General features: G+C 68.8%; 22 protein-coding genes and 1 riboswitch. Of the genes, 7 read left to right on the top strand and 15 right to left on the bottom strand.

The annotated features are described in order from the left end of the window. Window positions 1-26 precede the first annotated feature (26 nt). Genes dapA through ABD210_RS25850 form a run of 3 tightly spaced genes read left to right on the top strand, consistent with a single transcriptional unit; the run spans window position 27 to window position 3,703 of the window. Entirely contained in the window at window positions 27-941 is a 915-nt protein-coding gene (gene dapA, locus ABD210_RS25860; protein ID WP_344114700.1) for a 4-hydroxy-tetrahydrodipicolinate synthase, read from the top strand. Further along, window positions 938-2,632 (top strand): ribonuclease J, encoded by a 1,695-nt coding sequence (locus ABD210_RS25855; RefSeq protein WP_344114699.1) that lies wholly within the window; start codon window positions 938-940, stop codon window positions 2,630-2,632. The genes dapA and ABD210_RS25855 overlap by 4 nt, the downstream gene beginning before the upstream one ends. Window positions 2,633-2,671: 39 nt before the next feature. Then, a complete protein-coding gene (locus ABD210_RS25850; protein ID WP_344114698.1) occupies window positions 2,672-3,703 on the top strand; it encodes a LacI family DNA-binding transcriptional regulator in 1,032 nt (343 codons plus the stop codon). Here the strand turns inward: ABD210_RS25850 and ABD210_RS25845 are convergent. Further along, window positions 3,657-4,529 carry a DMT family protein gene (locus ABD210_RS25845; RefSeq protein ID WP_344114697.1) on the bottom strand — a complete coding sequence of 291 codons (873 nt, stop codon included), beginning with the start codon at window positions 4,527-4,529 and terminating at the stop codon, window positions 3,657-3,659. The two genes, ABD210_RS25850 and ABD210_RS25845, sit on opposite strands and share 47 nt — an antisense overlap. Window positions 4,530-4,748: 219 nt before the next feature. Between ABD210_RS25845 and ABD210_RS25840 the strand changes: the two genes are divergently transcribed. After that, window positions 4,749-5,597: a GntR family transcriptional regulator gene (locus tag ABD210_RS25840; protein ID WP_344114696.1), complete on the top strand. Its 849-nt coding sequence runs from the start codon at window positions 4,749-4,751 to the stop codon at window positions 5,595-5,597. Here ABD210_RS25840 and ABD210_RS25835 read toward each other — a convergent pair. The 12 genes from ABD210_RS25835 to ABD210_RS25780 all read right to left on the bottom strand — a co-directional run bounded on the left by ABD210_RS25835 (window position 5,594) and on the right by ABD210_RS25780 (window position 18,792). Then, complete coding sequence (locus ABD210_RS25835; RefSeq protein WP_344114695.1) at window positions 5,594-6,811, bottom strand: MFS transporter; 1,218 nt, start codon at window positions 6,809-6,811, stop codon at window positions 5,594-5,596. The genes ABD210_RS25840 and ABD210_RS25835 overlap by 4 nt on opposite strands. Further along, window positions 6,792-8,204 (bottom strand): amidase, encoded by a 1,413-nt coding sequence (locus ABD210_RS25830; protein WP_344114694.1) that lies wholly within the window; start codon window positions 8,202-8,204, stop codon window positions 6,792-6,794. Before ABD210_RS25830 ends, ABD210_RS25835 begins: the two co-directional genes overlap by 20 nt. Next, window positions 8,201-8,383, bottom strand: a complete 183-nt coding sequence (locus tag ABD210_RS25825; protein ID WP_344114693.1) for a hypothetical protein — start codon at window positions 8,381-8,383, stop codon at window positions 8,201-8,203. Before ABD210_RS25825 ends, ABD210_RS25830 begins: the two co-directional genes overlap by 4 nt. Before the next feature lie 25 nt (window positions 8,384-8,408). Beyond that, window positions 8,409-9,812 carry an amidase gene (locus ABD210_RS25820; protein ID WP_344114692.1) on the bottom strand — a complete coding sequence of 468 codons (1,404 nt, stop codon included), beginning with the start codon at window positions 9,810-9,812 and terminating at the stop codon, window positions 8,409-8,411. After that, the gene (locus ABD210_RS25815) at window positions 9,812-10,039 is read right to left on the bottom strand and encodes a hypothetical protein (protein WP_344114691.1); all 228 of its coding nucleotides are present in this window, start codon (window positions 10,037-10,039) and stop codon (window positions 9,812-9,814) included. Before ABD210_RS25815 ends, ABD210_RS25820 begins: the two co-directional genes overlap by 1 nt. Window positions 10,040-10,070: 31 nt before the next feature. Beyond that, window positions 10,071-11,108 carry an ABC transporter ATP-binding protein gene (locus ABD210_RS25810; protein ID WP_344114690.1) on the bottom strand — a complete coding sequence of 346 codons (1,038 nt, stop codon included), beginning with the start codon at window positions 11,106-11,108 and terminating at the stop codon, window positions 10,071-10,073. Between the two features lie 52 nt (window positions 11,109-11,160). Further along, window positions 11,161-12,123, bottom strand: coding sequence for an ABC transporter permease (locus tag ABD210_RS25805; protein ID WP_344114689.1), 963 nt, complete (start codon window positions 12,121-12,123; stop codon window positions 11,161-11,163). Next, complete coding sequence (locus ABD210_RS25800) at window positions 12,120-13,064, bottom strand: ABC transporter permease (RefSeq protein ID WP_344114688.1); 945 nt, start codon at window positions 13,062-13,064, stop codon at window positions 12,120-12,122. Before ABD210_RS25800 ends, ABD210_RS25805 begins: the two co-directional genes overlap by 4 nt. Before the next feature lie 3 nt (window positions 13,065-13,067). After that, window positions 13,068-14,687 (bottom strand): ABC transporter substrate-binding protein, encoded by a 1,620-nt coding sequence (locus ABD210_RS25795; RefSeq protein ID WP_344114687.1) that lies wholly within the window; start codon window positions 14,685-14,687, stop codon window positions 13,068-13,070. Between the two features lies 1 nt (window position 14,688). Next, window positions 14,689-15,729 (bottom strand): ABC transporter ATP-binding protein, encoded by a 1,041-nt coding sequence (locus tag ABD210_RS25790; RefSeq protein ID WP_344114686.1) that lies wholly within the window; start codon window positions 15,727-15,729, stop codon window positions 14,689-14,691. Window positions 15,730-15,877: 148 nt separating this feature from the next. Then, the gene (locus tag ABD210_RS25785) at window positions 15,878-17,224 is read right to left on the bottom strand and encodes an MFS transporter (RefSeq protein ID WP_344114685.1); all 1,347 of its coding nucleotides are present in this window, start codon (window positions 17,222-17,224) and stop codon (window positions 15,878-15,880) included. Then, entirely contained in the window at window positions 17,221-18,792 is a 1,572-nt protein-coding gene (locus ABD210_RS25780) for an amidase family protein (protein WP_344114684.1), read from the bottom strand. The genes ABD210_RS25785 and ABD210_RS25780 overlap by 4 nt, the downstream gene beginning before the upstream one ends. 249 nt (window positions 18,793-19,041) lie before the next feature. On the opposite strand from ABD210_RS25780, the gene ABD210_RS25775 reads away from it, so the two are divergent. Further along, complete coding sequence (locus tag ABD210_RS25775) at window positions 19,042-20,562, top strand: alkaline phosphatase D family protein (RefSeq protein WP_344114683.1); 1,521 nt, start codon at window positions 19,042-19,044, stop codon at window positions 20,560-20,562. A 24-nt stretch (window positions 20,563-20,586) separates the two neighbouring features. Further along, the gene (locus ABD210_RS25770; protein ID WP_344114682.1) at window positions 20,587-22,656 is read left to right on the top strand and encodes a prolyl oligopeptidase family serine peptidase; all 2,070 of its coding nucleotides are present in this window, start codon (window positions 20,587-20,589) and stop codon (window positions 22,654-22,656) included. 58 nt (window positions 22,657-22,714) lie between these two features. Here the strand turns inward: ABD210_RS25770 and ABD210_RS25765 are convergent, their stop codons facing one another. Then, the gene (locus ABD210_RS25765; RefSeq protein WP_344114681.1) at window positions 22,715-24,079 is read right to left on the bottom strand and encodes an aminotransferase class V-fold PLP-dependent enzyme; all 1,365 of its coding nucleotides are present in this window, start codon (window positions 24,077-24,079) and stop codon (window positions 22,715-22,717) included. Window positions 24,080-24,095: 16 nt separating this feature from the next. Continuing rightward, a riboswitch (SAM riboswitch) is annotated at window positions 24,096-24,210 on the bottom strand. A gap of 114 nt (window positions 24,211-24,324) precedes the next feature. Here ABD210_RS25765 and ABD210_RS25760 point away from each other — a divergent pair. Continuing rightward, window positions 24,325-24,696, top strand: a complete 372-nt coding sequence (locus ABD210_RS25760) for a VOC family protein (RefSeq protein WP_344114680.1) — start codon at window positions 24,325-24,327, stop codon at window positions 24,694-24,696. Here ABD210_RS25760 and ABD210_RS25755 read toward each other — a convergent pair whose 3' ends face one another. Further along, window positions 24,697-25,761, bottom strand: coding sequence for a LacI family DNA-binding transcriptional regulator (locus ABD210_RS25755; protein ID WP_344114679.1), 1,065 nt, complete (start codon window positions 25,759-25,761; stop codon window positions 24,697-24,699). Between the last annotated feature and the right edge of the window lie 7 nt (window positions 25,762-25,768).

Raw genomic sequence — 25,768 nt, 5'->3', positions numbered from 1 at the left:
GGCTCCGGAGCGGTAATCTGAGCCCCATGTCCTCAGCAGCAAACTCCGCGTCACAGGCCCTGCCTTTCGGCCGGCTCACGACGGCGATGATCACCCCGTTCCGGCCCGATGGCTCGCTCGATCTCGATGCTGCTCAGAAGGTGGCGACCCACTTGGTCGACCACGGGAACGATGCCCTCGTCATCAACGGGACCACCGGCGAGGCGCCGACCACCACGGATGACGAGAAGGTCGCGCTGATCCGCGCCACCCTGGCGGCGGTCGGGGACCGCGCGAAGGTGGTCACGGGGGTCGGCTCGAACAACACCGCTCACAGCGTGGAGTGTGCCAAGGCCGCGGAAGCCGCCGGAGCGCACGGCCTGCTGGTCGTCACGCCGTACTACAACAAGCCCCCGCAAGAGGGCATCAAGGCGCACTTCACCGCTGTCGCGGACGCCACCGGCCTGCCCGTGATGGCCTACGACATTCCCGGTCGCACCGGTGTACCGATCAAGACGGAGACGCTGCTCGCGCTCGCCGAGCACCCGCGGATCGTCGCGGTCAAGGACGCCAAGGGCGACATCGCCGGCACCACCAAGGTGCTGGCCAACTCCGACCTGTACTACTACTGCGGCGCCGACGAGCTCAACCTGGCCTGGCTGGCCATCGGCGCGGTCGGCATCGCCAGCGTCGTCGGCCATGTCGCGAGCGAGCAGTACCGCGAGTTGATCGACGCGGTGGTTCGCGGCGACCTCGCCACAGCACAGGAGATCGATCGCCGGCTGGTGCCCGCCGTCGAGGCGATCATGACGAGGACCCAGGGCGCCATCATGGTGAAGGCCGCGCTGAAGTTGGCCGGCGTCATCGAGCACGCGACTCTCAGGTCGCCGCTGGTTGAGGCGACCGCCGAGCAGGTGGACTGGCTCACCACCGACCTCAAGACGGCAGGACTGATTGCATGAGCCACCCCCACCCGGATCTGAATCTTCCCGGCCCGCTCGCGCCCGGCGCGCTGCGGGTCATCCCGCTCGGCGGCCTCGGTGAGGTCGGCCGGAACATGACGGTCTTCGAGTACGACGACAAGCTGCTCATCGTCGACTGCGGCGTGCTCTTCCCGGACGAGAACCAACCCGGTGTCGACCTGATCCTCCCGGACTTCCAGCCCATCCGGGAGCGTTTGGACGACATCGTGGCGGTGGTCCTGACGCACGGCCACGAGGACCACATCGGCGGCCTGCCTTATCTGCTGCGCGAGCGCGGCGACATCCCGGTGATCGGTTCGCAGCTCACGCTCGCGCTGCTCGAGGGCAAGTTGAAGGAGCATCGCCACCGCAACGTGCCGCAGCAGACCGTGGTCGAGGGTGAGACCGTTCGACTCGGCCCGTTCGAGTGCGAGTTCGTCGCCGTGAACCACTCGATCCCGGACGCGCTGGCGGTCGCGATCCGCACGCCGGCCGGCCTGGTGCTGCACACCGGCGACTTCAAGATGGACCAGTTGCCGCTGGACAACCGGATCACCGACCTGCGCTCCTTCGCCCGGCTCGGTGAGGAGGGGGTCGACCTGTTCATGGTCGACTCCACCAACTCGGAGGTGCCCGGGTTCACCACACACGAGCGCGATATCGCGCCGGTGCTGGACCGGGTGTTCACCAACGCCAAGGAGCAGCGCATCATCGTCGCCTGCTTCGCCTCGCACGTGCACCGCGTGCAGCAGGTGATGGACGCCGCCGTGAAGCACCGCCGCAAGGTCGCCTACGTCGGGCGCTCGATGGTGCGCAACATGGGCGTGGCCCGGGACCTGGGATTCCTCAACGTTCCCGGCGACACCTTGATCGACATGCGCGAGCTGGACAACTACCCGCCCGAGCAGGTCGTGCTCGTCTCCACCGGGTCCCAGGGCGAGCCGATGTCGGCGCTGTCGAGGATCGCGGCGAACGACCACCACGTAGTACAGATCCAGCCGGGCGACACCGTAGTACTGGCCTCCTCGCTGATCCCGGGCAACGAGAACTCGGTGTTCCGGGTGATCAACGGACTGACCCGGCACGGCGCGAACGTGATCCACAAGGGCAACGCGCTGGTGCACGTGTCCGGTCACGCGTCGGCGGGTGAACTGCTCTACTGCTACAACCTCGTCAAGCCGCGCAACGTGATGCCCGTGCACGGCGAGATCCGGCACCTGCACGCGAACGCCGAACTCGCCCGGCAGACCGGCGTACCGGCCCAGAACGTCGTCGTGGTCGAGGATGGGGTGGTGGTCGACCTGATCGACCAGAAGGCCGTCGTCGCGGGCAAGGTCGAGTGCGGCTACGTGTTCGTGGACGGCTCGACGGTCGGAGACATCACCGAGACCTCGCTGAAGGACCGCAGGATTCTCGGCGACGAGGGTTTCATCTCGGTGATCGCCGTGATGGACTCTGTCACCGGCAAACTGACGGCAGGTCCGGAGATCCAGGCTCGCGGGTTCGCCGAGGACGACACAGTCTTCGATACCTTGAAGCCGAAGATCGAGGCGGAGATCGAGAAGGCGATCGGGAGCGGGGTGGACGACATGTACCAGTTGCAGCAGGTCATCCGCCGCGTGGTCGGCAAGTGGGTCAGCGATACCCACCGGCGCCGACCGATGATCATCCCTGTCGTCGTCGAGAGTTAGCCCAGCAAGCTGACACAAAGACAGAGAGGCGGGCCCGCGGTGAGCATCACAGGTCTGAACGGCACGGGGCAACGCCGGCCCACCATGAAGGAGGTCGCGGCCCGGGCGGGTGTGGCGCTGAAGACCGTCTCCCGGGTGGTCAACGAGGAGCCGAACGTCAGTCCGGAGCTGACCGCCAAGGTGCAGGCCGCGATCAAGGACCTGAACTACACGCCGAACGAGAGCGCCCGGATGCTTCGGCGCGGCAAGACCGGCACGATCGCCGTGGTGATCCGCGACATCGGCGACCCGTTCTTCGCCTCGCTCGGGCGGGCGGTCGAGTTGTGGGCCCGCTCGAGCGGCTCGGTCGTGATGATCGGCCTGACCGACGAGGATCCCGAGCGCGAGCGGGACGTCTGCCTGGAGTTCGTCGCCCGGCGCCCGGACGCGTTGATCATGGCGCCGATCGGGGAGACCCAGGAGTATCTGGCTCCGCACGTCGACGCGGGCATGGCCGTCGTGACGATCGACCGGCCGGCGCACGGGATCGAGGCCGACGCCGTGCTGGCCGACAACGCCGGCGGGATCGACCAGGCGATCGACCACCTGGTTCGCCAGGGGCATCGCCGGATCGCCTATCTCGGTGACGACGAGCGCATCTTCACGGCCCGGGAGCGCGTCGTCGCCTACCGGGCCGCGATGGCCCGGCACCGGATCGACGTCGACGAGGACCTGGTCCATCTGTCCGAGCCGACCACCGAGGGGATCGGGATCACCCTGTCCGCAGTACTGGACCGGCCGGAGGCCGCGACCGCGATCCTCTCGGCGAACAACATGACGACGGCCGAAGTACTGCGGGGAATGGCGGGCCGGCGGGATCGTGTCGCGCTGGTGTCGTTCGACGACCTGGCGCTGGGTGATCTGCTCAGCCCGGGGCTGACCGCGGTGGCACAGTCCGCCGACGTGATGGCGCGTACTGCGATCCAGCTCATGACCGAGCGTCTTCCCGAGCCGCACCGGCCGGGCCGAACCGTGCGAGTGCCGGTCAAACTGACGATTCGTGGCTCTGGGGAGATCCCGCCGCGGAGCTGACGGTCTGCGCAGGCTCGCCGAAGCGGGCCAGAGCCAGCGCGGCGGCAATCGCGAGCGCAAAGCCGGCTACCGCCACCGGGGTGAAACCCGGCCTGGGCCGATCACCCAGCGCGAGGATGCCGACCAGCGCGGGGAACACGGTCTCGCCGATGACCAGCATGGCCGTGGCCGTCGTGACACTGCCTCGCTGCAGCGCCGAGGCAAGGAACAGCATCGCCATCGCCCCGCCGACCACCCCGGTGTAGGTGGCCGGCTCGGTGAGCAGGTCGACCGGCGCCAGACTGGGGATGATCCGGCCTGAGATCGCGACCACGCCGAAACTCAGTCCGGCGATCAGCCCCAGCAAGGGCGCGCGGAGTCTGCGGGGAGCCAGCCCCGCGGACATCCCGGCCACGCCGAGCAGCACCACGGCACCGACCAGCCCGAGCCGGAGTCCCGCGCTCACCGGCGCCGTGCCCTCGGCGCGTGCGGACAGACCGAGCAGACCGAGGCCGATGCACACGCCAGCCACTGCGGCCCACTCACGCCTGCCTAGTTGAACACCGGTGAAGCGCGCGGCGACTGCGGTCACGGCCAGGCTGGCGGCGAGCGCCGCCTGAACTACGAACAGCGGCAGGACGCGCAGGGCGGCCAGCTGGGCGGCGAATCCGAGCAGGTCGAGTGCGATTCCCAGCAGGAACCGCCACTGCCCAAGCACGCGGATGAGCAGTCGTGCGTCGACTGCGCCGTCGCCACCCTTGGTCGCCTTGGCGGCGATGGACTGCATGACGGACGCCACGCCATACGCGCAGGCGGCGGCCAGCGCGCAGACCAATCCCCACCACATGAGCCCCACTCTAAGCTGGCAGGCCAGCCATGGCCGCGGCCCTTCCATTGCTGAGAAAAGTGTGACCCAGGCCACTGAGTTATCGCTTGGTGGCTCTCCCGGCCGGAAGTACGGTAACCGAAACCTCACGCTGGGACAGCGACGTCCTCTAGTGAGCCACTTCTCCAACTCATGACACCGACCGCCCGGTCACCACAGTGTTCAGGAGGAGAATGCTTCGTGGCACACCCTTCCGATCAGGGAAAACGAAATCCCCGGCGCGGCCCGGGTCGATCCCGCACGGTGCAGTGGGTCTGCGACCTGCTCCGCACCGAGTTGCTCAGCGGCGACTGGGCGGAGGAACCGCTGCCCGGTGAGGACGCCCTGATCCGCAAGTACGGCGTCAGCCGCGGCATCATCCGCGACGTGCTCGCGATCCTGGCCGAGCAGGGCATGGTCGAGCGGGTCCGGGGGGCCGGCACGTTCGCGCTGGCGCCGAGCGCGCTCCAGCACGAGATCGAGGTGTCCCGCGACCTCGCCCAGGAGATCAACACCAACGGCACCCGGGTGGCGATCCGGACCACCTACGCCGCGCTGCATCCGGCGCCGTCGTTCATCGCCGAGCGGCTGGAGCTCCCGACCGGCGCGGAGGTGGTGATCCTCGAATCGGTCACCTCGCTGGACGGCTTCCCGCTCAGCATCCGCTCTGCCTTCATGCCGTCCGACCCGTTCGCGGGACTCCTGGACCGTCCGGCGTCGACGCTGAACCGGTCGCCGTACGAGTTGATCGCGGACGTCATGTGCGAGCCGGTCGGGGACACCGAGCTGCAGATCGGCTGCTCCGGCGCGGATCCGATCAGCGCCGGGTTCCTGCAGGTGGACGTCGGGTTCGCGTTGCTCGACTCGAGCCGGGTGATCCGTGCGATGGACGGTCGCGCCTTGGAGTACAGCGTGTCGCACGCCCGCTCCGACCGGATCGTCTACGCGACGGTGATGCGGTCCTTCGGCAAGACCGGCGAACCCCCGCCGCGGCGGCTCCGGACCGCGCCGCCGCCGGTAGAGGGCGACGGCTCGGCCCAGGCCTGTTAAACCCGCGTCTCGCCGACGACGAGCATGCCGACGCCGACGGTGAGGTATAGGGCCACACACAGCCCGAGCGCAGCGGCCGTGCCGGCGAGGGTGATCACCGCGCCGGCACCGACCATGCAGGCCGAGGATCCCAGGTCCCTGGCGATCCTGGTGGCAGAAAGCCCCACCTCAGTCGTGCCCGCCAGGTCGACCAGCAACGCGGGCAGTACTCCGAACATGCATCCGCCTGCCACGCCCAGCGGTACCGCGGCCGCGAACAGCACCGGCACCGACGTGCTGGTCATCGCGGCGAACACCACCCCGACGCCCAGCACCCCGACCGCGGCTCCGAGCATGATGCCGAAGCGGCGGCCGCGCAGATCGGAACGCGCGCCGAGAACCGCCGTCGTCACCACTTCGATCAGGTACATCGAGGTGAGGAACACACCCAGCCGGACACCGTCGAGGTTGAGTACGTCGGCGGCCACCAACGGCACCACGGTCAGGCCGATCGCGCTCCGCAGACCCTGGCCGGCTGAGCCCATCCACAACCCGAGCACTGCTCGTGGCCGGCCCATGCCCGGCAGACTCGGCAGGCTCCACCGCGGGACGACCACCGCAGGCACGCTCGGCAGGGTAAGCCGGGCGTACACCGCACAGCCAACGGCGAGCAATCCGCAGACAGCGAAGGCGAGCCGGAGTCCGGAGGTGCCGACCCCGATCCCGCTCACAGCGCCTCCCGACAACGGGCCGACCGCCGACCCCAATGTCATCGCGGCCTGGAAGCGACCCATCGCCTTGCCGACCCGGCCGTTGCCGGCCAGCCGGACGGCGAGCTGAGGTGCGGCCGCGGCGTACAGGGCAAGACCGATGCCCTGCACCAACCGGGACCCTGCCATCACCGCGAAGGTCGGTGCCACCGCCGAGCCGACCGAGCCCAACGCCCACAGCAGCATGCCGTTGACGATGGCCCGGCGCGGCTCGAGGTATGGCAGCAACCGGGTACCGAGCACATCGAGCACCAGCACCACGGCAGGCAGCGAGGCGACCGATACCCCGGCGGCGAAGGCACCGGCGCCGAGCTTCATCGCCAGCACCGCGGTCAGGGGCGCGGTCAGTGCGAGGGTCAGCCCGGAGCCGATCGCCAGCGCGTAGAAGTGCCGCTGGATCCGGTGCGTCGGGGACGGTAACCCGGCCGTCCCCGACGCAGTCTTCTCAGACCCCGACCGCTGCACGGTCGGCGGTCGAGGGCTCGGCCAGATGCCAAGCAGTCACCTGCTGGTAGGCGTCACCGGCTCGCAGCACGGTCTCCTCGTCGAAGGGCCGGCCCATCAACTGCAGGCCGAGCGGCAGTTGGGCCGCACCGAATCCCATCGGGATCGACAGGGCCGGGTTGCCGACCGCGTTCCAGTACGACGTGTGCATCGCCCGGAACCTCTCCATCCCGGCATCCGCGAGACCGTCGATGGCGAAGGCCGCGACACTCGCGGTCGGCGTCACCACCAGGTCGACCGTCTCGAACAAAGCAGCCACCTCACGCTGTCCGACCCGACGTACGCGCTGGGCCTGGACGTAGTCGGCACCCGAGTACGCCGGGGCCGCCCCGATGCCCTGCCGAGTCGCGGCGAAGTAGTCCGACCACCGGCTCTGCAGATCCGGCGCGTGGTACGCGAACGCCTCACTACGAGAGGTGATGCCGGTGGCAGCCGTCAGCTCGCGGTAGTACGGCAGCTTCACCGATACCACGGTCGCACCGCGCTCGGCCAGTACGGCGAGCGCGGCGTCGAGCAGTTCACCCAGCATCGGGTCCTGGTCGGCACGGCGGTGCTCGGCCAGCGGATCGACACCGATCCGCAAGCCGGTCAGGTCACCCGTCAGCGCAGCCTCGTAGTCCGGCACCGGCTCGTTCACCGCGCACGGGTCGCTCGCGTCGTACCCGGCGAGCACGCTGAGCATGATCGCGCAGTCCCGGGCGGACCGGGCCATCGGACCGATGTTGTCGAGGCTGTAGCCCAGCGGCACACAACCCGACTTCGGCACCCGGCCGAAGGTGGCCTTGATCCCGGAGATGCCACAGAACGCCGCCGGGCCGCGGATGCTGCCGCCGGTGTCTGTGCCCAGGCCGCCGAGGAACGCTCCGGCAGCCACGCCGTTGCCGGTGCCCGAACTGGAGCCACCGGTCCAGTGGTCGGGGTTCCAGGGGTTGCGCGGGATCGGGAACGGCTTGGACGGGTCAGGCAGTCCGGTGGCGAACTCCATCGTGGTGGTCTTGCCCGTGATGACACCACCAGCGGTCCGCAGCCGGCTGACCACCGGAGCGTCCTGCTGGTCGCCCCAGGTCGGGTCGTGCACCAGGCTCTGTGCCGTGGTCGGTCCTTCGACCGTCGTGATGATGTCCTTGATGCCCAGCGGGATGCCGAGCAGGGGACCCGCCTCGTTGCCGGCGGCATAGATCTCGTCCGCCGCGGCAGCCGCGGCCTTGGCCGGCTCGTCGAACCGGGCCAGGTAGATGCCGAGTTGCTCGTCGTGCTGGTCGGCTACCGCGATCGCCTCGTCCAGCAGTTCGGTCGCGGTCACCTCGCCGGCCTTGAGTGCGGCGAGGGCGGCGGAGATCGTCCGGGCCGTCATGGGCGGGCAGAGAAGATCAGGGCCGGCTCTTCGTAGCGGGCGGCGGTGACGGAGGCGACCAGGGCGGAGTTCTCCCTGGCGATCGAGTAGGCCGTTGCCATCTGCCCCAGATCTGACTCGATCGGTTCGACGCCGGCCATCGCCAGGACCATGGCGAGCTGTTCGGATTCGTTGCTCATCGTGAGTTCTTCCTTCGTTCGTGGCTCAGGCGGCCAGGAGGGCTTCGACCGGCGGGATGGCCAGGTGCCAGTCGCTGATCCGCTGCAGGGCGTCCGCGACCTTGAGCACGGTGGCCTCCGCGAACGGCTTGCCGACGATCTGCATCGACAAGGGCAACCCGCTGGTGGAGAAACCGACCGGGACGGCCACGGCCGGCAGGCCGGTCAGGTTCCAGTGGCCGGTGTAGCTGACGACGGACAGCCGCTTGCTCGGCGACAACTCGGCGGCCCGCTCTGCCGGCACCGCCGCGGTCGGGGTGATGATCACGTCGTGGCTCTCGAACAGCTTGGCCACCTCACGCGAGAACTGCCGGCGGAACCGCTCCGCCTGGGCCACATCGCCCGCGGTGTAGAAGGCGCCGCGGGCCAGCGTCGGCCGGGTGTGGACGCCGTAGTCGGACCAGCGGTTCACCAGGTTGTTGCGGTGGTACGCGTAGGCCTCGGCGACCAGGATGATGTGGTTCGCGTCCTTCGCCTCGGCCGCATAGGCGAGTTCCACCTCGGTGGACACCGCGCCCTGGCCGACCAGCTGCTTCACCGCCGCGATCACTGCATCGTGCATCTGCGGGTCGAGCTGCTCGTGGTCGAAGAAGTACGGCATCGGCAGCGCGATCCGCAGGCCGTCGACCGAACCGTCCAGCAGTTCCGTGTACGCCGGTACCGGTTGCTGGGCAGCGTTCGGATCGGACGGGTCATAACCCGCCATCACCTCGAGCAGCGCGGCGCAGTCCCAAGCACTGCGGGCCATCGGGCCGATGCTGTCCAGGCTGAAGCCGAGTGGGACGACGCCACTCTTCGGCACGCGGCCGAACGTGACCTTCAGGCCGGTGTGCCCGTTCACCGCGGCAGGGCTCCGGACGGAGCCGCCGGTGTCGGTGCCCAGCCCACCAAGTGCCAGGCCTGCGGACACAGCGATTCCGGTGCCGGAGCTGGACCCGGCCGGGGTGTGCTCGACGTTCCAGGGGTTGTGCGGGACCGGGAATCCCTTGGTCGCGTCAGGCAGGCCGATCGCGAACTCGCTCGTGGTCGACTTGCCGACGAACACCGCGCCCGCGTCCCGCAGCCGTGCGACGACGGGGGCGTCGGTCCCCGCACCCCAGCCGGGAGCGAGCACCCGGCTGTTCGCCGTGGTGGCCGCGCCCTTCATGGCGATGATGTCCTTGATGGCCAACGGAATGCCCTGCAGCGGTCCGCGGTCGTCGCCCGCCGCCAGCGCCGCGTCAGCTGCGCCGGCCTGCTCGAGAGCGGCCTCCGAGGTGATGTCGACGTAGGCGCCGAGGGCCGGGTTGAGCGCGACAGCGCGGTCCAGGATCTGCTGGGTCAGGGCGGTGGAGGTGAGGGTGCCGTCGCGCAGGGCGGCAGCTGCGTCCTTGATGGTGCTGACTGTCATCAGGCGTCCTTTCCAGCCGGTGCGGCAGCCGCACCGGGGTAGAAGTCCAGCGGGTCGAATCTGATCGCCGGCTCGTCGGGATCGAGTTCGGGCAGGTAGAGGGCATCCGCCGCCTGCCGGATCAGCGGGTAGTCCTTGACGAACGTGGCGTACTCCTGCTCGGAGACGGTGAGCTGTGCGGCGCTGAGAATCGCGGTCACGATCGCGCCGGAGTCTGGGGTGGACAACTGATCCTCCTGGGGGGTGGGGAGACGGGGGTCAGGCCGGCACGGCCTGTACGTCGGCGCCGGCGGCGGCGTCGGAGTACAGGTGGCAGGCGACGGAACGGTCCGCGCTGAGCTGGACCGGGGCAGGGGCGACTTGGGAGCAGATGTCCATCGCGAACGGGCAGCGGGTGCGGAACCGGCAGCCGCTCGGGGGATCGATCGGGCTCGGGATCTCGGTGTCCTTGGCGTCGGCGCTATCGACAGGTTCGTCGCGGGTGCTGTCCGCCGGGTTCAGCGTCGGCACCGAGGACAACAGCAGTTGGGTGTAGGGGTGCTTCGGGTTGTCGTAGAGCTCCTTCGCGCTGCCGCGCTCCACCACCTGGCCGAGGTACATCACCGCGACGTCGTCGCTGATGTAGCGCACCACGTTGAGGTCGTGGCTGATGAACACGTACGTCAGCCCGTACTCCTCCTGCAGATCGGTGAGCAGGTTCAGCACCTGGGCCTGGATCGACTTGTCCAGCGCCGAGACGGCCTCGTCGAGCACCACCAGCTTCGGTTGCAGCGCCAACGCCCGGGCGATGTTCACTCGTTGCCGTTGGCCACCACTGAGCTGGTGCGGATAGTGCGACGCGTACGCCGCCGGCAGGCCCACGTCGCGCATCACCTTGGCCACTCGTTCGTCGATGGCTGCCTTGGACTCGCCCTGCACCTGCAGCGGGAAGCCGATGGACTCGCTGATCGTGGCCCGCGGGTTGAGCGCGGACGACGGGTCCTGGAAGACCATCTGCATCTGCTTGAGCTCCGCCGGCGAGCGACGGCGATGCGTGAGCACCTGCTTGCCGTCGAAGATCATCTGGCCGTCGTCGGTCAGGTGCAGCCCGACGATCACCCGGGCCAGCGTCGACTTGCCGCAGCCCGACTCCCCGACGATGCCCAGCGTGGTGCCCTGCCGGACGCTGAGCGAGACGCTCTCGACCGCGGACAGCCTGGCCCGGCGGCCGCCGGACCGGACGTGGAACTGCTTCGAAACGCCGAGGAGCTCCAGCAACTCCTTGCCGGTGCCTGTGTCTGCCGTGTCCGTTTCCATGGTTCGCTGCCTTCCTGGCGGTGGTGACAGGGCGGGATTCAAAGGGCGGGATTCACAGCCGGCTGTCCATGGCTTCCCGCAACGCGTCGCTGGCCAGGTTGAAGGCCACCGAGGTGAGGAAGATGAAGAAGCCGGGCACGATCGCGACCAGCGGCGCGACGCTGACCATGCCGCGCAGGCTGTTGAGCATGTAGCCCCACTCGGGCGCCGGCGGGGCGGAGCCGAGACCGAGGAAGCTCAGGCTGGCGGCGATGATCATCGCCACGCCGACCAGGCCGGAGGCGTAGACGATCACGTCGTTCAGCACGTTCGGCAGCACCTGCGTGCGCGCCACTCGCAGCCCGCTCGCACCGCTCAGCCGGGCCGCCTCGACGAACTCCTGTACTACGACCCGCCGCGTCGCCGACTCCGCCACCCGCGCCACCGGCGGGATGAACACGATCGTCACCGCGATGATGGTGTTCGTCAGGCCCGGGCCGAGAGACGCGCCGACGGCGATGGCCAGCAGGATCGCGGGGAACGCGTACAGCATGTCCATCGTCCGCATCAGGACCGTGCCGACGACGCCCCGCAGGATGCCGGAGGTGACCCCGATGGCGGTGCCGATCAAGGCCGCGCCGAGGGTCGGTACGAATCCGGCCAGCAGCGACAGGCGGCCGCCGTACAGGACTCGCGCGAGCATGTCGCGGCCTTGTTCGTCGGTGCCCAGCAGGTGACCGGGGGTGCCGAGGTTGTGGAGGCGCTCGGTCGGTTTGCCGAGCAGGGGATCGGCGCTCGTCAGCAGCGGCGCGAAGACTGCGCCGAGCACGAGGAGCAGCACGATCACCGCAGCGATCACGCCGACACGGTTCTCCAGGAACCGGCGCAGGGTCGCGGACCAGAAGGACCTGGCCCGCTGACTGGTCCGCGCGGCGTTCCACTCGTCGCGGCGGCGGTCCGCCTCCGCCCGGTCGTCAGCCGTCGTCCCCGAGCCGAAGTTCTTGTCCAGCAGGGTGGGAACCGCGCTCTCGCTCATGCCACCGCTCCTCTCACCCGCGGGTCGATCCAGGCCTGCAGCAGGTCGACGACCAGGTTCACCAGCACGAAGGTGACGGCGATGACCAAGGTCGCGCCCTGCACGACCAGCAGGTCCCGGGCCGAGATCGCGGTGAAGACCAACAGCCCCATGCCGGGCCAGCGGAAGATCGTCTCGACCAGCACCGAGCCACCGAGCAGCGCGCCGATCTGTACGCCGGACGTGGTCAGCACCGGCGAGATCGCGTTGCGCAGGATGTGTCTGCGCACCTCGAACTCGCTCAATCCCTTGGCCCGCAGGGTTTCCACGAAGTCCGAGCCGGCCACGTCGACGATGCTGGCCCGGGTCACCCGGGCTGTGATCGCCATCGTGATCAGCGACCCGGACAACACCGGCAACACCAGACTTCGGATCGCCGTCCACAGACCCTGGTCCAGGGTCGCCCCACCGGAGGGAAGGATCCGGAGCCCGCCGGCGAAGACCGCCAGCAGGATGATCGCCAGGAAGAACGACGGGATGCTCAGGCCCGACAGGCTCAGCACCGCCGTGATCCGGTCGATGAAGCTGCCCCGGCGGGTGCCGGCCACATAGCCGAGCCAGAGGCCGATGCTGATGCCGAAGACGGCTGACACGATCGCGAGCACCGCGGTGTTGCTCCAGGCCTGGATCAGCAGATCCGAGACGTCGCGGCGACGCTGGGCGGAGTAGCCCAGATTTCCTTGCATCGCATCGCCGAGCCAATGCAGGTAGCGCAACGGCAGCGGGTCGTTCAGGCCGAGCTCGTCGCGGATGGCCTGACGTTCCGCGGCCGACATGTCGTCGCTGACCAGTCCGGCCTCGGCCGAGCCGGGCAGCACATTCATCAGCAGGAAGACGATGACAGAGACTCCGAACAGGATCGGGACGGCCATCCCGATCCGAAGTATCGCGACACGCAGCATGGGTCAGTCCTTCCCGACGGTGATCTGTGTGAAGTCCACCCACCACGACTGCGGCTGGACGTAGCCGTGCACGTTCGGGCTGAGCACCCGCAGATTGAGGTCGTGCATCCAGAACAGGAAGTAGGCGTTCCGCAGCGCCACGTCCATCATCTGCTGGAGGTACTTGTACTGCGACGCGACGTCGGCCTGCTGGCTGGCTGCCGTCAAGGCCGCGTCGATCTTCGGATCGCACAGGCCTGCCGCGTTCTTCAGCCCACCTGGCCGGTTGCAGAAGTAGCTGGTGCTGAAACCGGTCGGCATCATCCCGGACGCCGGCGACGCCCAGAGGATGTCGATGTTGCTCCACTGCTTGGCCTGCAGGCCGTCGAGCCCGATCGAGATGATCGTGTTCCACTCCATCGGCTTCAGCAAGGTGGTGACGCCGATCGCCGCGAAGTCCGCCTGCAACTTCTGCATCATCGTGTCCGGGTACATGTTCCCCGAGCCGCCCGTGGGGTAGGCCATCGTGAGCGTCAGCTCGCCGGGTTTGTAGCCGGCTTGGGCGAGCAGCTTCTTCGCCTTCTCGACGTCGTAGCTGTAGCCCGGCGTGTTCTTCGTGTACGACGGGTTGCCGTCGTACACGTACTCCGTAGCGGGATAGCCGACGTTGTTCAGCAGCGCCGAGGTGCCTTCCCGGTCCAGCGCGTAGTTGAGCGCCTGCCGCAGGGCCAGGTTGTCCTTGAAGGGCGCCCGGAACAGGTTGAACCGCGGCATGATCCCGTGCGGGTACTTGCCCAGCTCGATCTGGTAGCCCTCCTTCTTGAGCTGCTGGACCGAGTCGGGTGATGGCACCTCCGCCCAGTCGACCTCACCGGACTGCAGCATCGAGAGCCGCGACGCGGGCTCGGGCTGGGGGTAGAGCACGATCCGGCCGAGCTTGACCGGGACCCGCCAGTAGTTGTCGTTGCGGGTGAGCACCATCTCCTGGCCGTCGACGTACTTCGTCATCCGGAAGGGGCCGGTGCCGGTGGCGTGCTTGTTGTAGTTGGCGTTGCCGTAGGTCTTCACGGCCGTCGGGCTGGGGTAGAGGATGCCGGCCAGGTCCCACAGCAGCCAGGCATACGGCTTCGTGGTCTTGATCTCGACCGTGCGGTCGTCGACCTTGCGCCAGGACTTGAAGTACCGAAATGTGGCGGCGGCGCTCGCCGCGGACTTCGCGTCGTAGTACTGGAAGGTCTTGGTGCGGAGCCGGTCGTACTGGAAGATCACCGCGTCCGCGTTGAAGGTGGTGCCGTCGTGGAAGGTGACGCCCTGGCGCAGCTTGAAGGTCCAGGTGGTCAGGTCCTTCGACGTCGTCCAGGACTCGGCCAGGGCCGGTTGCGGGGTCGGCAGCGTGCTGGACTGGTTGAGATTCAACCGGGTCAGGCCGTCGTAGATGTTGTTGCCGACGAACCGATAGCCCTCGTAGCCCTCGTTCGGCGGGGTGGACGGGAAGGGGATGTTGCCTGCGGACATGGCGATCCGCAGTTCGCCCCCTGACGGCGGCGGACCGCTCGCCTTCGATGATGCGCAACCGGCGAGCACCACCAGCAGCAGGGCCAGCGCCACGTAGAGGGCGGGGGGATGGGACGGGCGGGTCCGCATGTCAGGACGCCAGTCGGCTCTCACCGGGGACCAGCAGGCAGCTGCTCCAATGGTCGTCTTCCACCTGGTGCGCGGTCGGCCGGCTCTCCCAGCAGGCCCCGACGGCGTACCCGCAGCGCGGCGCGAAGGAGCATCCGGGCGGAAGCTGGTCGAGGCTGGGCGGCGCACCCTGGATCGCGTTCGGGCGGCGGTCCTGCCCGGCGCGGACGTTGGCCTCGATCAGCCCTTCGGTGTAAGGGTGTGAAGGCGCCGTCAGCACCTGCATGGCCGAGCCGTGCTCGACGAAGCGGCCGGCGTACATCACCGCGACCTCGTCGGCCAGCTCCGCCGCGACGCCCAGGTCGTGGGTGACGATGACCAGACCCATGTCGATCTCGCGCTGGATCTGGCGGAACAGCCGCATCATCCGGGCCTGCACGGTGACGTCGAGAGCGGTCGTCGGCTCGTCGGCGAGCAGCACCGTCGGCCGGCCGGCGATCGCCATCGCGATCACGACTCGTTGCCTCATGCCACCACTCAGCTCGGAGGGGTAGGCCTTCAGCCGGGCCGCCGCGGACGGGATCTGGACCAGTTCGAGCAACTCGAGCGCGCGCCGCCGGGCCTGGGACCGGTCGAGTCCCTCGTGGTGCTTGCGGATCGCCTCGACCAGCTGCTTCTCGATCGTGTAGACCGGGTCCAGTGCGGTCAGCGGGTCCTGGAACACCATCGAGACGTCGCTGCCGCGGGCCTTGCGGCGGTCCCGCGGCGACATCGTCTGCAGGTCCCGGCCACCGACCGAGATCTCGCCGGTGATCAGGGTGCTCGGCGGGTTGATCCCGATGATGGAGCGCAGCATCGCGCTCTTGCCGCTGCCGGACTCACCGATCACCGCGAGCACTCCGCCGCGAGGCACCGTGAAGGAGGTGCCGTCGACGGCCCGGACGTTGCCGCGCCGGCCCCGGAACTCGGTGACCAGGTCCCGCACCCGCAGGGCCGGTTCGGCCGCCGCGGAATCGGGTTCGGATGTTTTGTCCACCACTCGTACCTGCGTCGTCATCGACATCGTCGTGTTTTCCTTTCGGTTGCGGCCTGCGGGGGATTTTCCGACCGCGCCGGCAAATCCGTTCCGGCGAATTCACGGAGAAAGGGAAACAGGGCCAGAACCCCTGTCTCGTAAGGCGTTTCTCAAGCAAAAATATGTCTCGGATGTTTCACGGGTCGACTACTTCGGTGTCTCGCTGGTAAACAATCGGGCCGATCCTGGCAGGAGAATTACGAGTCGGTTTGGAAGGCTGCGGTATTACCGCTGCCGGCACCGGTGGGAGGACGGCCTTCACGGGCTCGGTCCGGCGCCGGACCAGCACCAGGACGACTGCGCCGACGGCGGCGGCCACCAGGCCCAGCGCCCCGGCAGCTGCGATCGCCCGCATCGGCCCGAAGTGTTCGGACAACAGCCCGAGCAACGGTGCTCCGAGCGCACCACCACCGAGGAAGAACGTCAGGTAGACGGCCATCACGCGACCGCGGATCTCCGGCTCGGCGGTCAGCTGAACCGAGGTGTTCGCCAGCACCGCGAACGTCATGAACATCCCGCCGCACAGCACCAGGGCGGCACCGAAACCGACCAGCACGGGCATCACCGAGGCAATCAGCAGGCTCACGCCGAGCGCTGCCGCGGCGCCGAGCACCCAGCGATGCCGCGGCATCCCGCTGGTCGATGCCGCCAGCAACGCGCCGGTGAGTCCACCGATGGCCAGACAGGAGGTGACCAAGCCGAACCCCAGTGCACCGACTCCGAAGATCTTGGTCGCAGCGAGCGGCAGTACGACCTGCAGGCTGTTCGCCCCAGCGATCCCGATCACGCCGGCCAGCACGATCAGCGTCGCCAGCGTGGGATCTCCGGCTACCTGCCGCAGCCCCGCGACGAGTTGTCCGCGGCCTGCCGCTGAGCGAGGTGCGGGGTTCAGCTTGGACCGGTCGAGTCGCAGCAGCGCGAGCAGGATGCCGACCGAGCTGGCCGCGTGCAGGAAGAAGATCAGCGGGGTTCCGGCGAGACCGATCAGCAGGCCCGCCAGCGCCGGACCGACCAGGCGGGCGACGTTGAAGGAGGCCGAGTTGAGACCGATCGCGTTCACCACCTGATCGGGTCCGACCAGTTCCGACACCACGGACTGCCGGGCCGGGTTGTCGAAGGCGTTGACCACTCCCATCGCCCCGGCCAGCACCCAGACCTGCACCAGGGTGAGGATTCCGAGCCCGTCCAGGATGCCCATGGCGACGCTGCCCAACCCCACTAGTGCCTGGGTCACGACCAGCAGCCGGACTTTGTCCACCCGGTCGACCAGGACGCCCGTGCCCAGTCCGAGCAGCACGGACGGGAAGAACTGGAGGAAGGTCGCGAGGCCGAGGGCCAGGCCGTCGCCGTGACTCAGCACGACGACGGCCCACGCCTGGGCGGTGCGTTGCATCCAGACCCCGGTGTTGCTGACCGTCCCGCCCCAGAAGAAGAGCCGGTAGTTCGGCACCTGGAGCGAGCGGAACATGGCCAATCGCGTCATGCCGCTCCGGGGGCATCGACGGCCAGCCACTCGTCGAACGGGACGGCGTCGGTGAACGCCTGGGCGGCCCGCAGCAGCAGCGCGTCGTCGAACATCCGGCCGACGAGCTGGATGCTGACCGGCAGGCCGTCGCGCTTCTCACAGGGCACCGACAGCGCCGGGTGCCCGGTGAAGTTGAACGGCCTGGTGTTCAGCACCGCGCTCTGCGAGATCGGGCTCTGCAGGGCGAAGTCGAGGGCGGTCGACGGGTCGGAGACCGGCTCGAACTTGGGCGCCTGCGTGACCGTGGTCGGCATGATGAGCACGTCCACCTCGGCCAGCGCCTTGTCGTACGCCGCGATGTAGCCGGGCCGGACGTTCTGTGCCTTCGCGTACAGGCGACCCGCCCAGTACTTGCGGCTGAACTCGCCGGCCATCAGGCTGAGCAGGGCCCGCGGGTCGAGCAGGTCCTGGTTGTGCTGCCAGGCCCGGGTGATCGCGGCGATGGTGTCCTCGGGGTAGAAGGTCCGGGCGAAGGCGCCGTAGAACCCCGAGCCCCGGACTGCCAGGGTTGCCTCGGCCGACAATGCCATCTGGGCGCCGCCGATGGTGAGGTGCTCCGGCACCGAGACCTCGGTGATCACGGCGCCGAGCTTGTCGAACACCTCGATGGCCTGCTGGACGGAGTCGGCGACCGCCTCGGTGGCGCCGAGGAAGCCCTCGCGGAGTACGCCGATCCGCAACCCCTCGATGCCGGCGGACAGCCCGCTGGTGGCGTCGTACCGGTCGGGGACCTCGCGGGTCTGCCTCGGGTCGAGTCCGTCGTAGCCGGCGACGGCCTCGAGCGCGAGGGCCGCGTCGCGGACCGACATCGTCATCGGGCCCGTGTAGTCGATGCTCTGGTCGGATCCGAAGCCGATGCCGAAGTGCGAGATCAGGCCGAAGGTCGGCTTGTGTCCGACGGTGCCCGACCAGGAAGCGGGGATCCGGATGGACCCGCCCTGGTCACCGCCGAAGGAGATGTCGACCTGGCGGTCCACCAACGCCGCCGCGGAACCGGACGAGGAACCGCCGGTGAGGTAGTCGGGGTTGTGCGGGTTCGCCGGCCGGCCGTAGTCGCCCACGCCACCGCCGAAGCCGAACCCGCCGGCCAGGCCGTTCATCACGTTCTTGCCGGTGACGGTGGCGCCGGCCTCCAGCGACCGCTGGACGACGGTCGCGTCGAAGTCCGGGACGTGGCCCTCCAACGCATAGGCGCCGAAGCTCATCGGCATCCCGGCTACGGCGGTGTGGTCCTTGAAGCTGACCGTGCGGCCGGTAAGGAGGCCGGAGCCGCTACCCTCGATGTTGCACTTCCAGGTCCACGCGTTGTGCGGGTCCTCGTCCGGGCCCGGGCGGTGACCCGGCTCGCGGGCACCGGCGAAGCGCGGCGGCTGCGCTTCGACGCTGCGGGCTTGGACGAACTCGTCGAACTCGGCCAGCATCCTGGCCAGGTGGAGGCGGTAGACCGCCGCCTCATCGGTGCTGAGCCCGACGCCCAGGCGTTCGGCGGCGGTTTGGATGTCGGACAGATCGGGAACTCGGTGCACGGTAGTCCTCCTCGATCGCGGTTGGATCGAAGGTCTCCCGCACCCGTTACGCGTCTCGCGCAGTCACGTTCGTACCGTGTTAAGCGGCTTCGGCGAACGCCGAACCCCCAGCTGACGTGGGCAAACGTCGAATCCTGGAGCCGGCAACGCGACTTCTCCGCGAGGTCTGCGCCGAACCGGCCGGTGATTTGTCAGGTAGTTCGCCCGCAAGTCACCTGGCCGTCATCCTCGAGGTTCAGGTTCGGTCCCATGAACTTGAGCCGCCGCCAGCTCCTCCAAGCCACCGCCGCGACCGGTGCCGCCATCGCCGTTCCCGCCCTCCCGGCAGTCGCCTCCGTACGCCGGGACCGCCCGGCGCTCACGTCGGGCATCGCCAGTGGTGACGTCACCTCGAACTCCGCCGTCGTGTGGTCCCGCACCGATCGTCCCGGCCGGCTCGTCGTCGACCTGACCAGCCACGGGCGGTTCGACCGCGCGATCCGGCTGCGTGGTCCGGTCACCTCGGCCGATGACGACTTCACCGCCCAGTTACCGCTCCGCGGACTCCGCCCGGGCCAGCGCTACGACTACCGGATCGGTTTCGAGGACTCGTCCGGCCGCGTCGGCGAGACAGCCGACGGATCCTTCAGTACTCCGGGCCGCAACCGCCCGCTCAGCTTCGTCTTCACCGGTGACACGGCCGGCCAGGGCTACGGCATCAACCCGGACATCGGCGGCATGATCGCGTACAAGGCGATGCACCAGACCCGGCCCGATTTCTTCCTGCACTCCGGCGACAACATCTACGCCGACGGCCCGATTCAGGCCGAGGTGAAGATCGCGGACGGCACCGTCTGGAAGAACGTCGTCACCGAGGAGGTGTCGAAGGTCGCCGAGACCCTGGCCGAGTACCGCGGCCGGTACAAGTACAACCTGCTCGACTCCAACGTCCGGGACCTCTACGCGGACGTGCCGATCATCAGCCAGTGGGACGACCACGAGACGCTGAACAACTGGTACCCCGGCGAGATCCTGACCGACGACCGGTACACGGAGAAGCGGGTGAACGTGCTCGCCTCCCGCGCCCGCAAGGCCTTCCTCGAGTACCTGCCGATGGTCCACACCCAGGGCCGGGACCGGATCTACCGCAAGGTCAGCTACCGCCCGATGCTCGACGTTTTCTGCCTGGACATGCGGACGTACCGCGGCGCGAATCCGGCGCCGGGCGTCGCCGGTCCGGTCGCGATGCTCGGCGCCGAGCAGGCCGCCTGGCTCGTCCGGGAGGTCGCTGCATCGAAGGCGACCTGGAAGGTGATCGCCAGCGACATGCCGCTCGGCGTACTGGTTCCGGACGGCACCGAGATCGAGGCGGTCGCCAACGGCCTGGCGGGCGCTCCCGGTGGCCGTGAGCACGAGATCGCCTGGGTGCTGAGCCAGTTCAAGCGACGCAGGGTTCGCAACACGGTCTGGCTGACCGCGGACGTGCACTACTGCGCGGCACACCACTACGACCCGTCCCGCGCGGCCTTCACCGACTTCGACCCGTTCTGGGAGATCGTCGCAGGTCCGATCAACGCCGGCACGTTCGGTCCGAACAGCCTCGACCCGACCTTCGGCCCGAAGGTGGAGTTCGTGAAGGCGGCGGACTTCCCGAACCAGCCGCCGAGCGGTGGCAACCAGTTCTTCGGGCACGTCGGGATCGACCCGCACAGCGAGGTGTTCACCGCGTCGCTGCGCGACCTCCACGGCAAGGTGCTGTGGCGCCAGGACCTGCACCCGGCGGGGAGGTAGTGATGCGTTGCTAGGTTGGCTGGCATGACCGCCGACTATCCCGAGAGCCGTCGCGACGAGAGTGTCGTCGAGACCCTGCACGGCCACCAGATCGCTGACCCGTACCGCTGGTTGGAGGACGCCGACTCAGCCGAGACCCGGGACTGGGTCCAGCGCCAGAACGCGGCCACCGAGGCCGAACTGTCGAGCTACCCCGAGCGTGCGTGGTTCCAGGAGACGATGACCGCGATCCTGGCGCGCCCGAGGGCCGGCGTACCGGTGCAGGAGGCCGGCTGGTTCTTCGTCGGCCGCAACGACGGCACCCAGGCGCAGGACGTCGTGTCTGTCGCGGACTCGCTGCAGGCGCTGCTCGAAGGCGGCCGCGTGCTCATCGACCCGAACACCCTGTCCGAGGACGGCACGGACTCCCTCGGCAGCTACACCGTCAGCCCGGACGGCCGCTACGTCGCGTACGGCGTCAACGAGAGCGGCAGCGACTGGATCACCTTCCGGCTGCTGGAGGTCGCAACCGGCGCCGAGGTCGACGACGTGGTCACCCAGGCCAAGTTCAGCGAAGCCACCTGGCTGCCGGACTCGTCGGCGTACCTGTATCTGCACTACCCGGCCGGCGGGCGCAGCGAGGGCACCGAGACGAAGGCGCTGCGCGGTGGACAGCTGAAGCTGCACAAGGTCGGGACGCCGCAGGCTCAGGACGAGCTCATCCTGAGCTTCCCGGACAACGACCGGATCTTCATCGGGCCGGAGGTGTCCGACGACGACCGCTACCTGGTCATCACCATCAGCGAGGGCACCGATCCCCACACCCGGCTGTGGGTCTACCCGATCGCCGAGGACGGCCGGACGCTCGGTGAGCCGATCAAGGTGATCGACGAGTTCGAGGCGGAGACGGCCTTCATCCGGATGTCCGGCGATCGCCTCGTCCTGAGCACCGACCTGGACGCACCTCGCGGCCGGGTGGTCACCTCCGACCTGGACGGCAATTTCACAGACCTGATCCCTGAAGGCCAAGGCACCCTGCAAGCCGTCCGCGGTACCTCGACCGGACTCGCCGTACTCAGTCTGATCGACGCGCAACCGGTGCTCTCACTGCACGACCTCCACGGTGGCAACGCCCGGATCGTGCCGATCCCCGGCGGCGGCGTGGTCGGGCTCAACGCGAGCACGAAGCACGACGAGGTCTTCGTCGGCCTGTCCTCGACGACCGACCCGACAGCCTCGTACGTCGTCTCCGCCGCGTCCGGGGAGTCTCACGCGCTGCCTGAGCTGGTTCCCGCCGGAGCGGGCTTCAGCTCGCCGGAGATCACGGTGACCCGACGGGTCGAGCCGGGCCGGGAGGTGCCGTATTTCCTGATCAGCCGGGCGGACCTCGACTTCAGCCAGCCGCGGCCGACCTTGATGTGGGGGTACGGCGGCTTCCGGATCCCGGTGCTGACAGACTATCGGCCTGGCTGGCCCGCGTGGCTCGCGGCCGGAGGCGTGCTGGTGATCACCAATCTGCGTGGCGGCGGCGAGTACGGCAGTTCCTGGCACGACGAAGGCCGGCTCGCCAACAAGCAGAACGTGTTCGACGACTTCATCGCGGTGGGGGAGCACCTGCAGAAGACCAAGGTGACTACGCCGCAGCAGTTGGCGATCCATGGGCGCAGCAACGGCGGTCTGCTCGTCGGCGCGGTGATGACGCAACGGCCCGACCTCTTCGCGGTCGCACTGCCCGGGGTCGGTGTGATGGACATGCTGCGCTTCCCGCTCTTCACGGTGGGTGCCGCCTGGGGCTCGGACTACGGGCTGCCCGACGACCCGGCGCAGTTCGAGGATCTGCTCGCCTACTCCCCACTGCACAACCTGCGCGAAGGCACGCAGTACCCGGCGACTCTGGTCGTCACCGGCGACCACGACGATCGCGTGGTGCCGCTGCACAGCCACAAGTTCATGGCGACCCTGCAGCACGCACAAGCAGGGGATGGTCCGGTGCTGACCCGGATCGAGGTCAACACTGGTCACGGCTTCGGTAAGCCCGCGGCCATGGTCGCCTCGGAATGGGCCGACCTGCTGGCGTTCGCCGCCCACCACACAGGCCTGCAGCCGGAGAGCTGACACTCGTCCAGTGCCGGGCCCGGCCGAGCGGTGGCTGGGCCCGGAGAGTGCGGGAGGTTCACCAGATGCGGGGAGCCTCGAGGTCGCGCGGGTCGTTGGTGGGTTGGCAGCCGTGGGTGGACTCTTCGTAGGTTGAGGTCAGGCCGACCGTGGCGAGGGTGCGGATCGCGTTGACCAGGCGATCTACGTGCTCACGGGTAGTACCGAGGCCGAGGCTGGCGCGGACTGCTGTGGCGTGTTCGGCGGAGTCCGCGAGCAGGTGACCGACCAGCGGGTGCGCGCAGAACTTGCCGTCGCGAACACCGATGCCGTACTCGGCGGAGAGGGCCGCGGACACGACGGTCGAGTTCAAGCCGTCGACCGTGAAGCAGACCGTGCCGACTCGGTCCGCCTCCTCACCGAAGATCGAGTACGTCGCGACGCCCGGGACCTGCGCCAAGCCGGTGCGGAGCCGGGCTAGCAGGCTGCGCTCGTGCTGCTCGATCGCTTCACGGTGCTTGGTGATCGCTGCGCAGGCCGCGGCCAGCGCGATCGCACCAATGACGTTAGGGGAGCCGCCTTCGTGCCGGGCCGGTCCCTGGTTCCACACTGTGCCCTCGGCGGAGACAGTCTCGGTCGCGCCTCCGCCGTACAGGTACGGGTCGGCAGTATTCAGCCAGTCAGCGCGGCCGATCAGTGCGCCGGTGCCGTAGGGCGCGTAGAGCTTGTGGCCCGACAGCGCGACCCAGTCGACCTCCAGTTCGGCGATGTCGACGAGACGATGCGGTGCAAGCTGCGCGGCATCGAGACAGACACGGGCCGCGTGGGCCTTGGCGACCGCAGCGATCTCGGCGATCGGGAAGATCTCGCCGGTGACGTTGGACGCGCCCGTCACGACGACCAGCCGCGGTCCCTCGGGCGCAGTACGCAGTGCGTCGGCCACTGCGGTGACAGCTTGAGTCGCCGAACTGGGCGCAGCCAGGCGGATGGTGCGCTCGGCCGGCCAGGGGAGGAGCGCGGCGTGGTGCTCGGACTCGAACACGATGACCGTCGCATCGGCCGGTACTGCGCGGGCCAGCAGGTTCAGGGCGTCGGTGGTCTGCCGGGTGAAGATCACCTGGTCGTCCGCACGGGCACCGACGAAGGCGTGCACCTCGGCGCGAGCCCGCTCGTACCACTGGGTGGTGATCCGCGAGGCGTAGCCGTTGCCGCGATGCACCGACGCGTACGACGGAAGTGCTGCCTCGACTGCGGCTCGTACCGACTCCAGACAGGGCGCGCTGGCCCCGTGATCGAAGTTGGCGTAGTCCGTCACCCGGCCGTCGGCCAGCGGCACCAGCAGTTCGGCGCCCACGGTGGCGGGGAGGTTGCCGGTGCCGCGCCGCGCGATCGTGGGTCGCGCGACGGTGCTGTGGCTGGGCTCGAGGATGGACAGGATCGACATGGTTCTGCTCCCGGATGGTCCGCACTTGCCGATCGGGGTGTTCCGAACGGCCGGGTCCTCACCCGGGGCACCCCACCGCGGAGGAGGGTTGCCGGCCAGCTAGCCGGGGCTTGTCGCTGACACTCATGACCTGCTGACGACGGTAGCCAACGCGCGGGTCGATGCGCCAGCAGCTATCTCGCTTCGTGAGATTCACGGACGCATCGTGAGATGACCATTCCAGCGGCCGGGTGGATGATGACGGCATGATCGGACGACTTCATCATGTGGCGATCGACTGTCCGGACCCGGCGGCGCTGGCGCGGTTCTACTCAGAGCTCACCGGCCTGGCGATCACGTACGAGAGCGAGGACTGGGTGGTGATCGCCGAGAACGACAAGAGCTCCGGCGTGGCCTTCCAGCTTGCTCCGGACCATCAGCGACCGCAGTGGCCCGATCCGGCCCGGCCGCAGCAGTTCCACTTCGACGTGATGGTCGACGACGTGGGAGAGGCCGAACCGCAGGTGGTGGCGCTCGGCGCGCGGAAGTTGTCGGATCACGTCTTCGAGGATCCCGCCGGTCACCCGTTCTGTCTCATCACGAGACCTGGGTGGGCCGCACCGATCAACTCCGCCTGATCAGTCGGTTCGCCTTGTCGCCCGGCTCGGAATCTCGCCGCCGAGCAGCGGGCCGATCGACTCTGTGGTCACCAGCCGTTGCGTTGGGGCCGGGCCGGTGGAGCCGCGGATGACCAGGCGCGTCTCGAGCTGGACCACCGGCGCGGGATCCGCGTCGTCGGCGTCGAGTTGCGCCAGCAGGATGTCGACCGCGACCGCGCCCGCCTCGGCGCCTGGCACGTGGATCGAGGTCAGCGTCGGGTAGGCGACGTCGGACATCGGGCTGTCGTCGATGCCGATCACGCTGATGTCCCGGCCCACTTGCAGCCGGTGCTCGGCCAGCCTCGCCATCAGGCCGAGCGCGATCTGATCGTCGTACGCGATCACGGCAGTCGCTCCGCTGGCCTGGACGAGGTCGGCGGCGTGCACGCCGGCCTGGACCTGCGGCTCGAAGGGGCCGAGCTCGATCAGCTCGACGCTGTACTTGGCGCACGCCTCCTTCAGCGCCGCACGCCGACGGTCGTTGGACCACGAGCGGCGAGGTCCGTTGAGGTAACAGATGCGACGATGACCGAGGGCGACGAGGTGCTGGACCGCCTGGGTGATGCCGTCGGAGTTGTCGATGATGATGCTCGGAGCGCCCTCGACCTGCCGGTTGACGAAAACCACCGGCGCCAGCTGGACGAACTCGGCGAGCCTGTCCTCGGGCGTTCGCGGCGAGACCATGATCAGGCCGTCCACCTGCTTGCTCAGGACCCGGGCCCGCTCCAACTCGTCCGCGGCGTGCTCGTCAGTGTCGGCCAGCAGCACCGCCGTGTCCTTGCGGCCGGCGCGTGCCTGCACCGCCTTGATGATCGGCGGGAAGAACGGGTTCGCGATGTCGGGCACGATCAGACCGATGACGCCGGTGCGACCCACCGCGAGGGCCCGCGCGATCGGGTTCGTCATGTAACCCATCTCGCGGGCGACCCGCTGGATCCGCTCCCGGGTCTGCGGATTCACCTTGTCCGGATCGGACAACGCGCGCGACACCGTCGACAACGAGGTCTCGCAGGCCTTCGCGATGTCAGCAAGAGTGACCCTCACTGTTCCC

This window comes from Kribbella alba (assembly GCF_039529635.1).
Lineage (GTDB): Bacteria > Actinomycetota > Actinomycetes > Propionibacteriales > Kribbellaceae > Kribbella > Kribbella alba.
The sequence above is the reverse complement of the archived record's forward strand: the minus strand, read 5'-3'. Positions and strand labels throughout refer to the sequence as shown.

Bases quoted from the DNA above. Each gene is read 5' to 3' on its own strand.
- dapA (WP_344114700.1), top strand. From the start codon at position 27: ATGTCCTCAGCAGCAAACTCCGCGTCACAGGCCCTGCCTTTCGGCCGG.
- ABD210_RS25855 (WP_344114699.1), top strand. From the start codon at position 938: ATGAGCCACCCCCACCCGGATCTGAATCTTCCCGGCCCGCTCGCGCCC.
- ABD210_RS25845 (WP_344114697.1), bottom strand. From the start codon at position 4,529: ATGTGGTGGGGATTGGTCTGCGCGCTGGCCGCCGCCTGCGCGTATGGC.
- ABD210_RS25830 (WP_344114694.1), bottom strand. From the start codon at position 8,204: ATGACGGCCCGGACGATCTCCGCCGCCCTCGCCGCACTCAAGGCCGGC.
- ABD210_RS25825 (WP_344114693.1), bottom strand. From the start codon at position 8,383: ATGAGCAACGAATCCGAACAGCTCGCCATGGTCCTGGCGATGGCCGGC.
- ABD210_RS25820 (WP_344114692.1), bottom strand. From the start codon at position 9,812: ATGACAGTCAGCACCATCAAGGACGCAGCTGCCGCCCTGCGCGACGGC.
- ABD210_RS25810 (WP_344114690.1), bottom strand. From the start codon at position 11,108: ATGGAAACGGACACGGCAGACACAGGCACCGGCAAGGAGTTGCTGGAG.
- ABD210_RS25805 (WP_344114689.1), bottom strand. From the start codon at position 12,123: ATGAGCGAGAGCGCGGTTCCCACCCTGCTGGACAAGAACTTCGGCTCG.
- ABD210_RS25800 (WP_344114688.1), bottom strand. From the start codon at position 13,064: ATGCTGCGTGTCGCGATACTTCGGATCGGGATGGCCGTCCCGATCCTG.
- ABD210_RS25795 (WP_344114687.1), bottom strand. From the start codon at position 14,687: ATGCGGACCCGCCCGTCCCATCCCCCCGCCCTCTACGTGGCGCTGGCC.
- ABD210_RS25790 (WP_344114686.1), bottom strand. From the start codon at position 15,729: ATGTCGATGACGACGCAGGTACGAGTGGTGGACAAAACATCCGAACCC.
- ABD210_RS25785 (WP_344114685.1), bottom strand. From the start codon at position 17,224: ATGACGCGATTGGCCATGTTCCGCTCGCTCCAGGTGCCGAACTACCGG.
- ABD210_RS25775 (WP_344114683.1), top strand. From the start codon at position 19,042: ATGAACTTGAGCCGCCGCCAGCTCCTCCAAGCCACCGCCGCGACCGGT.
- ABD210_RS25770 (WP_344114682.1), top strand. From the start codon at position 20,587: ATGACCGCCGACTATCCCGAGAGCCGTCGCGACGAGAGTGTCGTCGAG.
- ABD210_RS25765 (WP_344114681.1), bottom strand. From the start codon at position 24,079: ATGTCGATCCTGTCCATCCTCGAGCCCAGCCACAGCACCGTCGCGCGA.
- ABD210_RS25760 (WP_344114680.1), top strand. From the start codon at position 24,325: ATGATCGGACGACTTCATCATGTGGCGATCGACTGTCCGGACCCGGCG.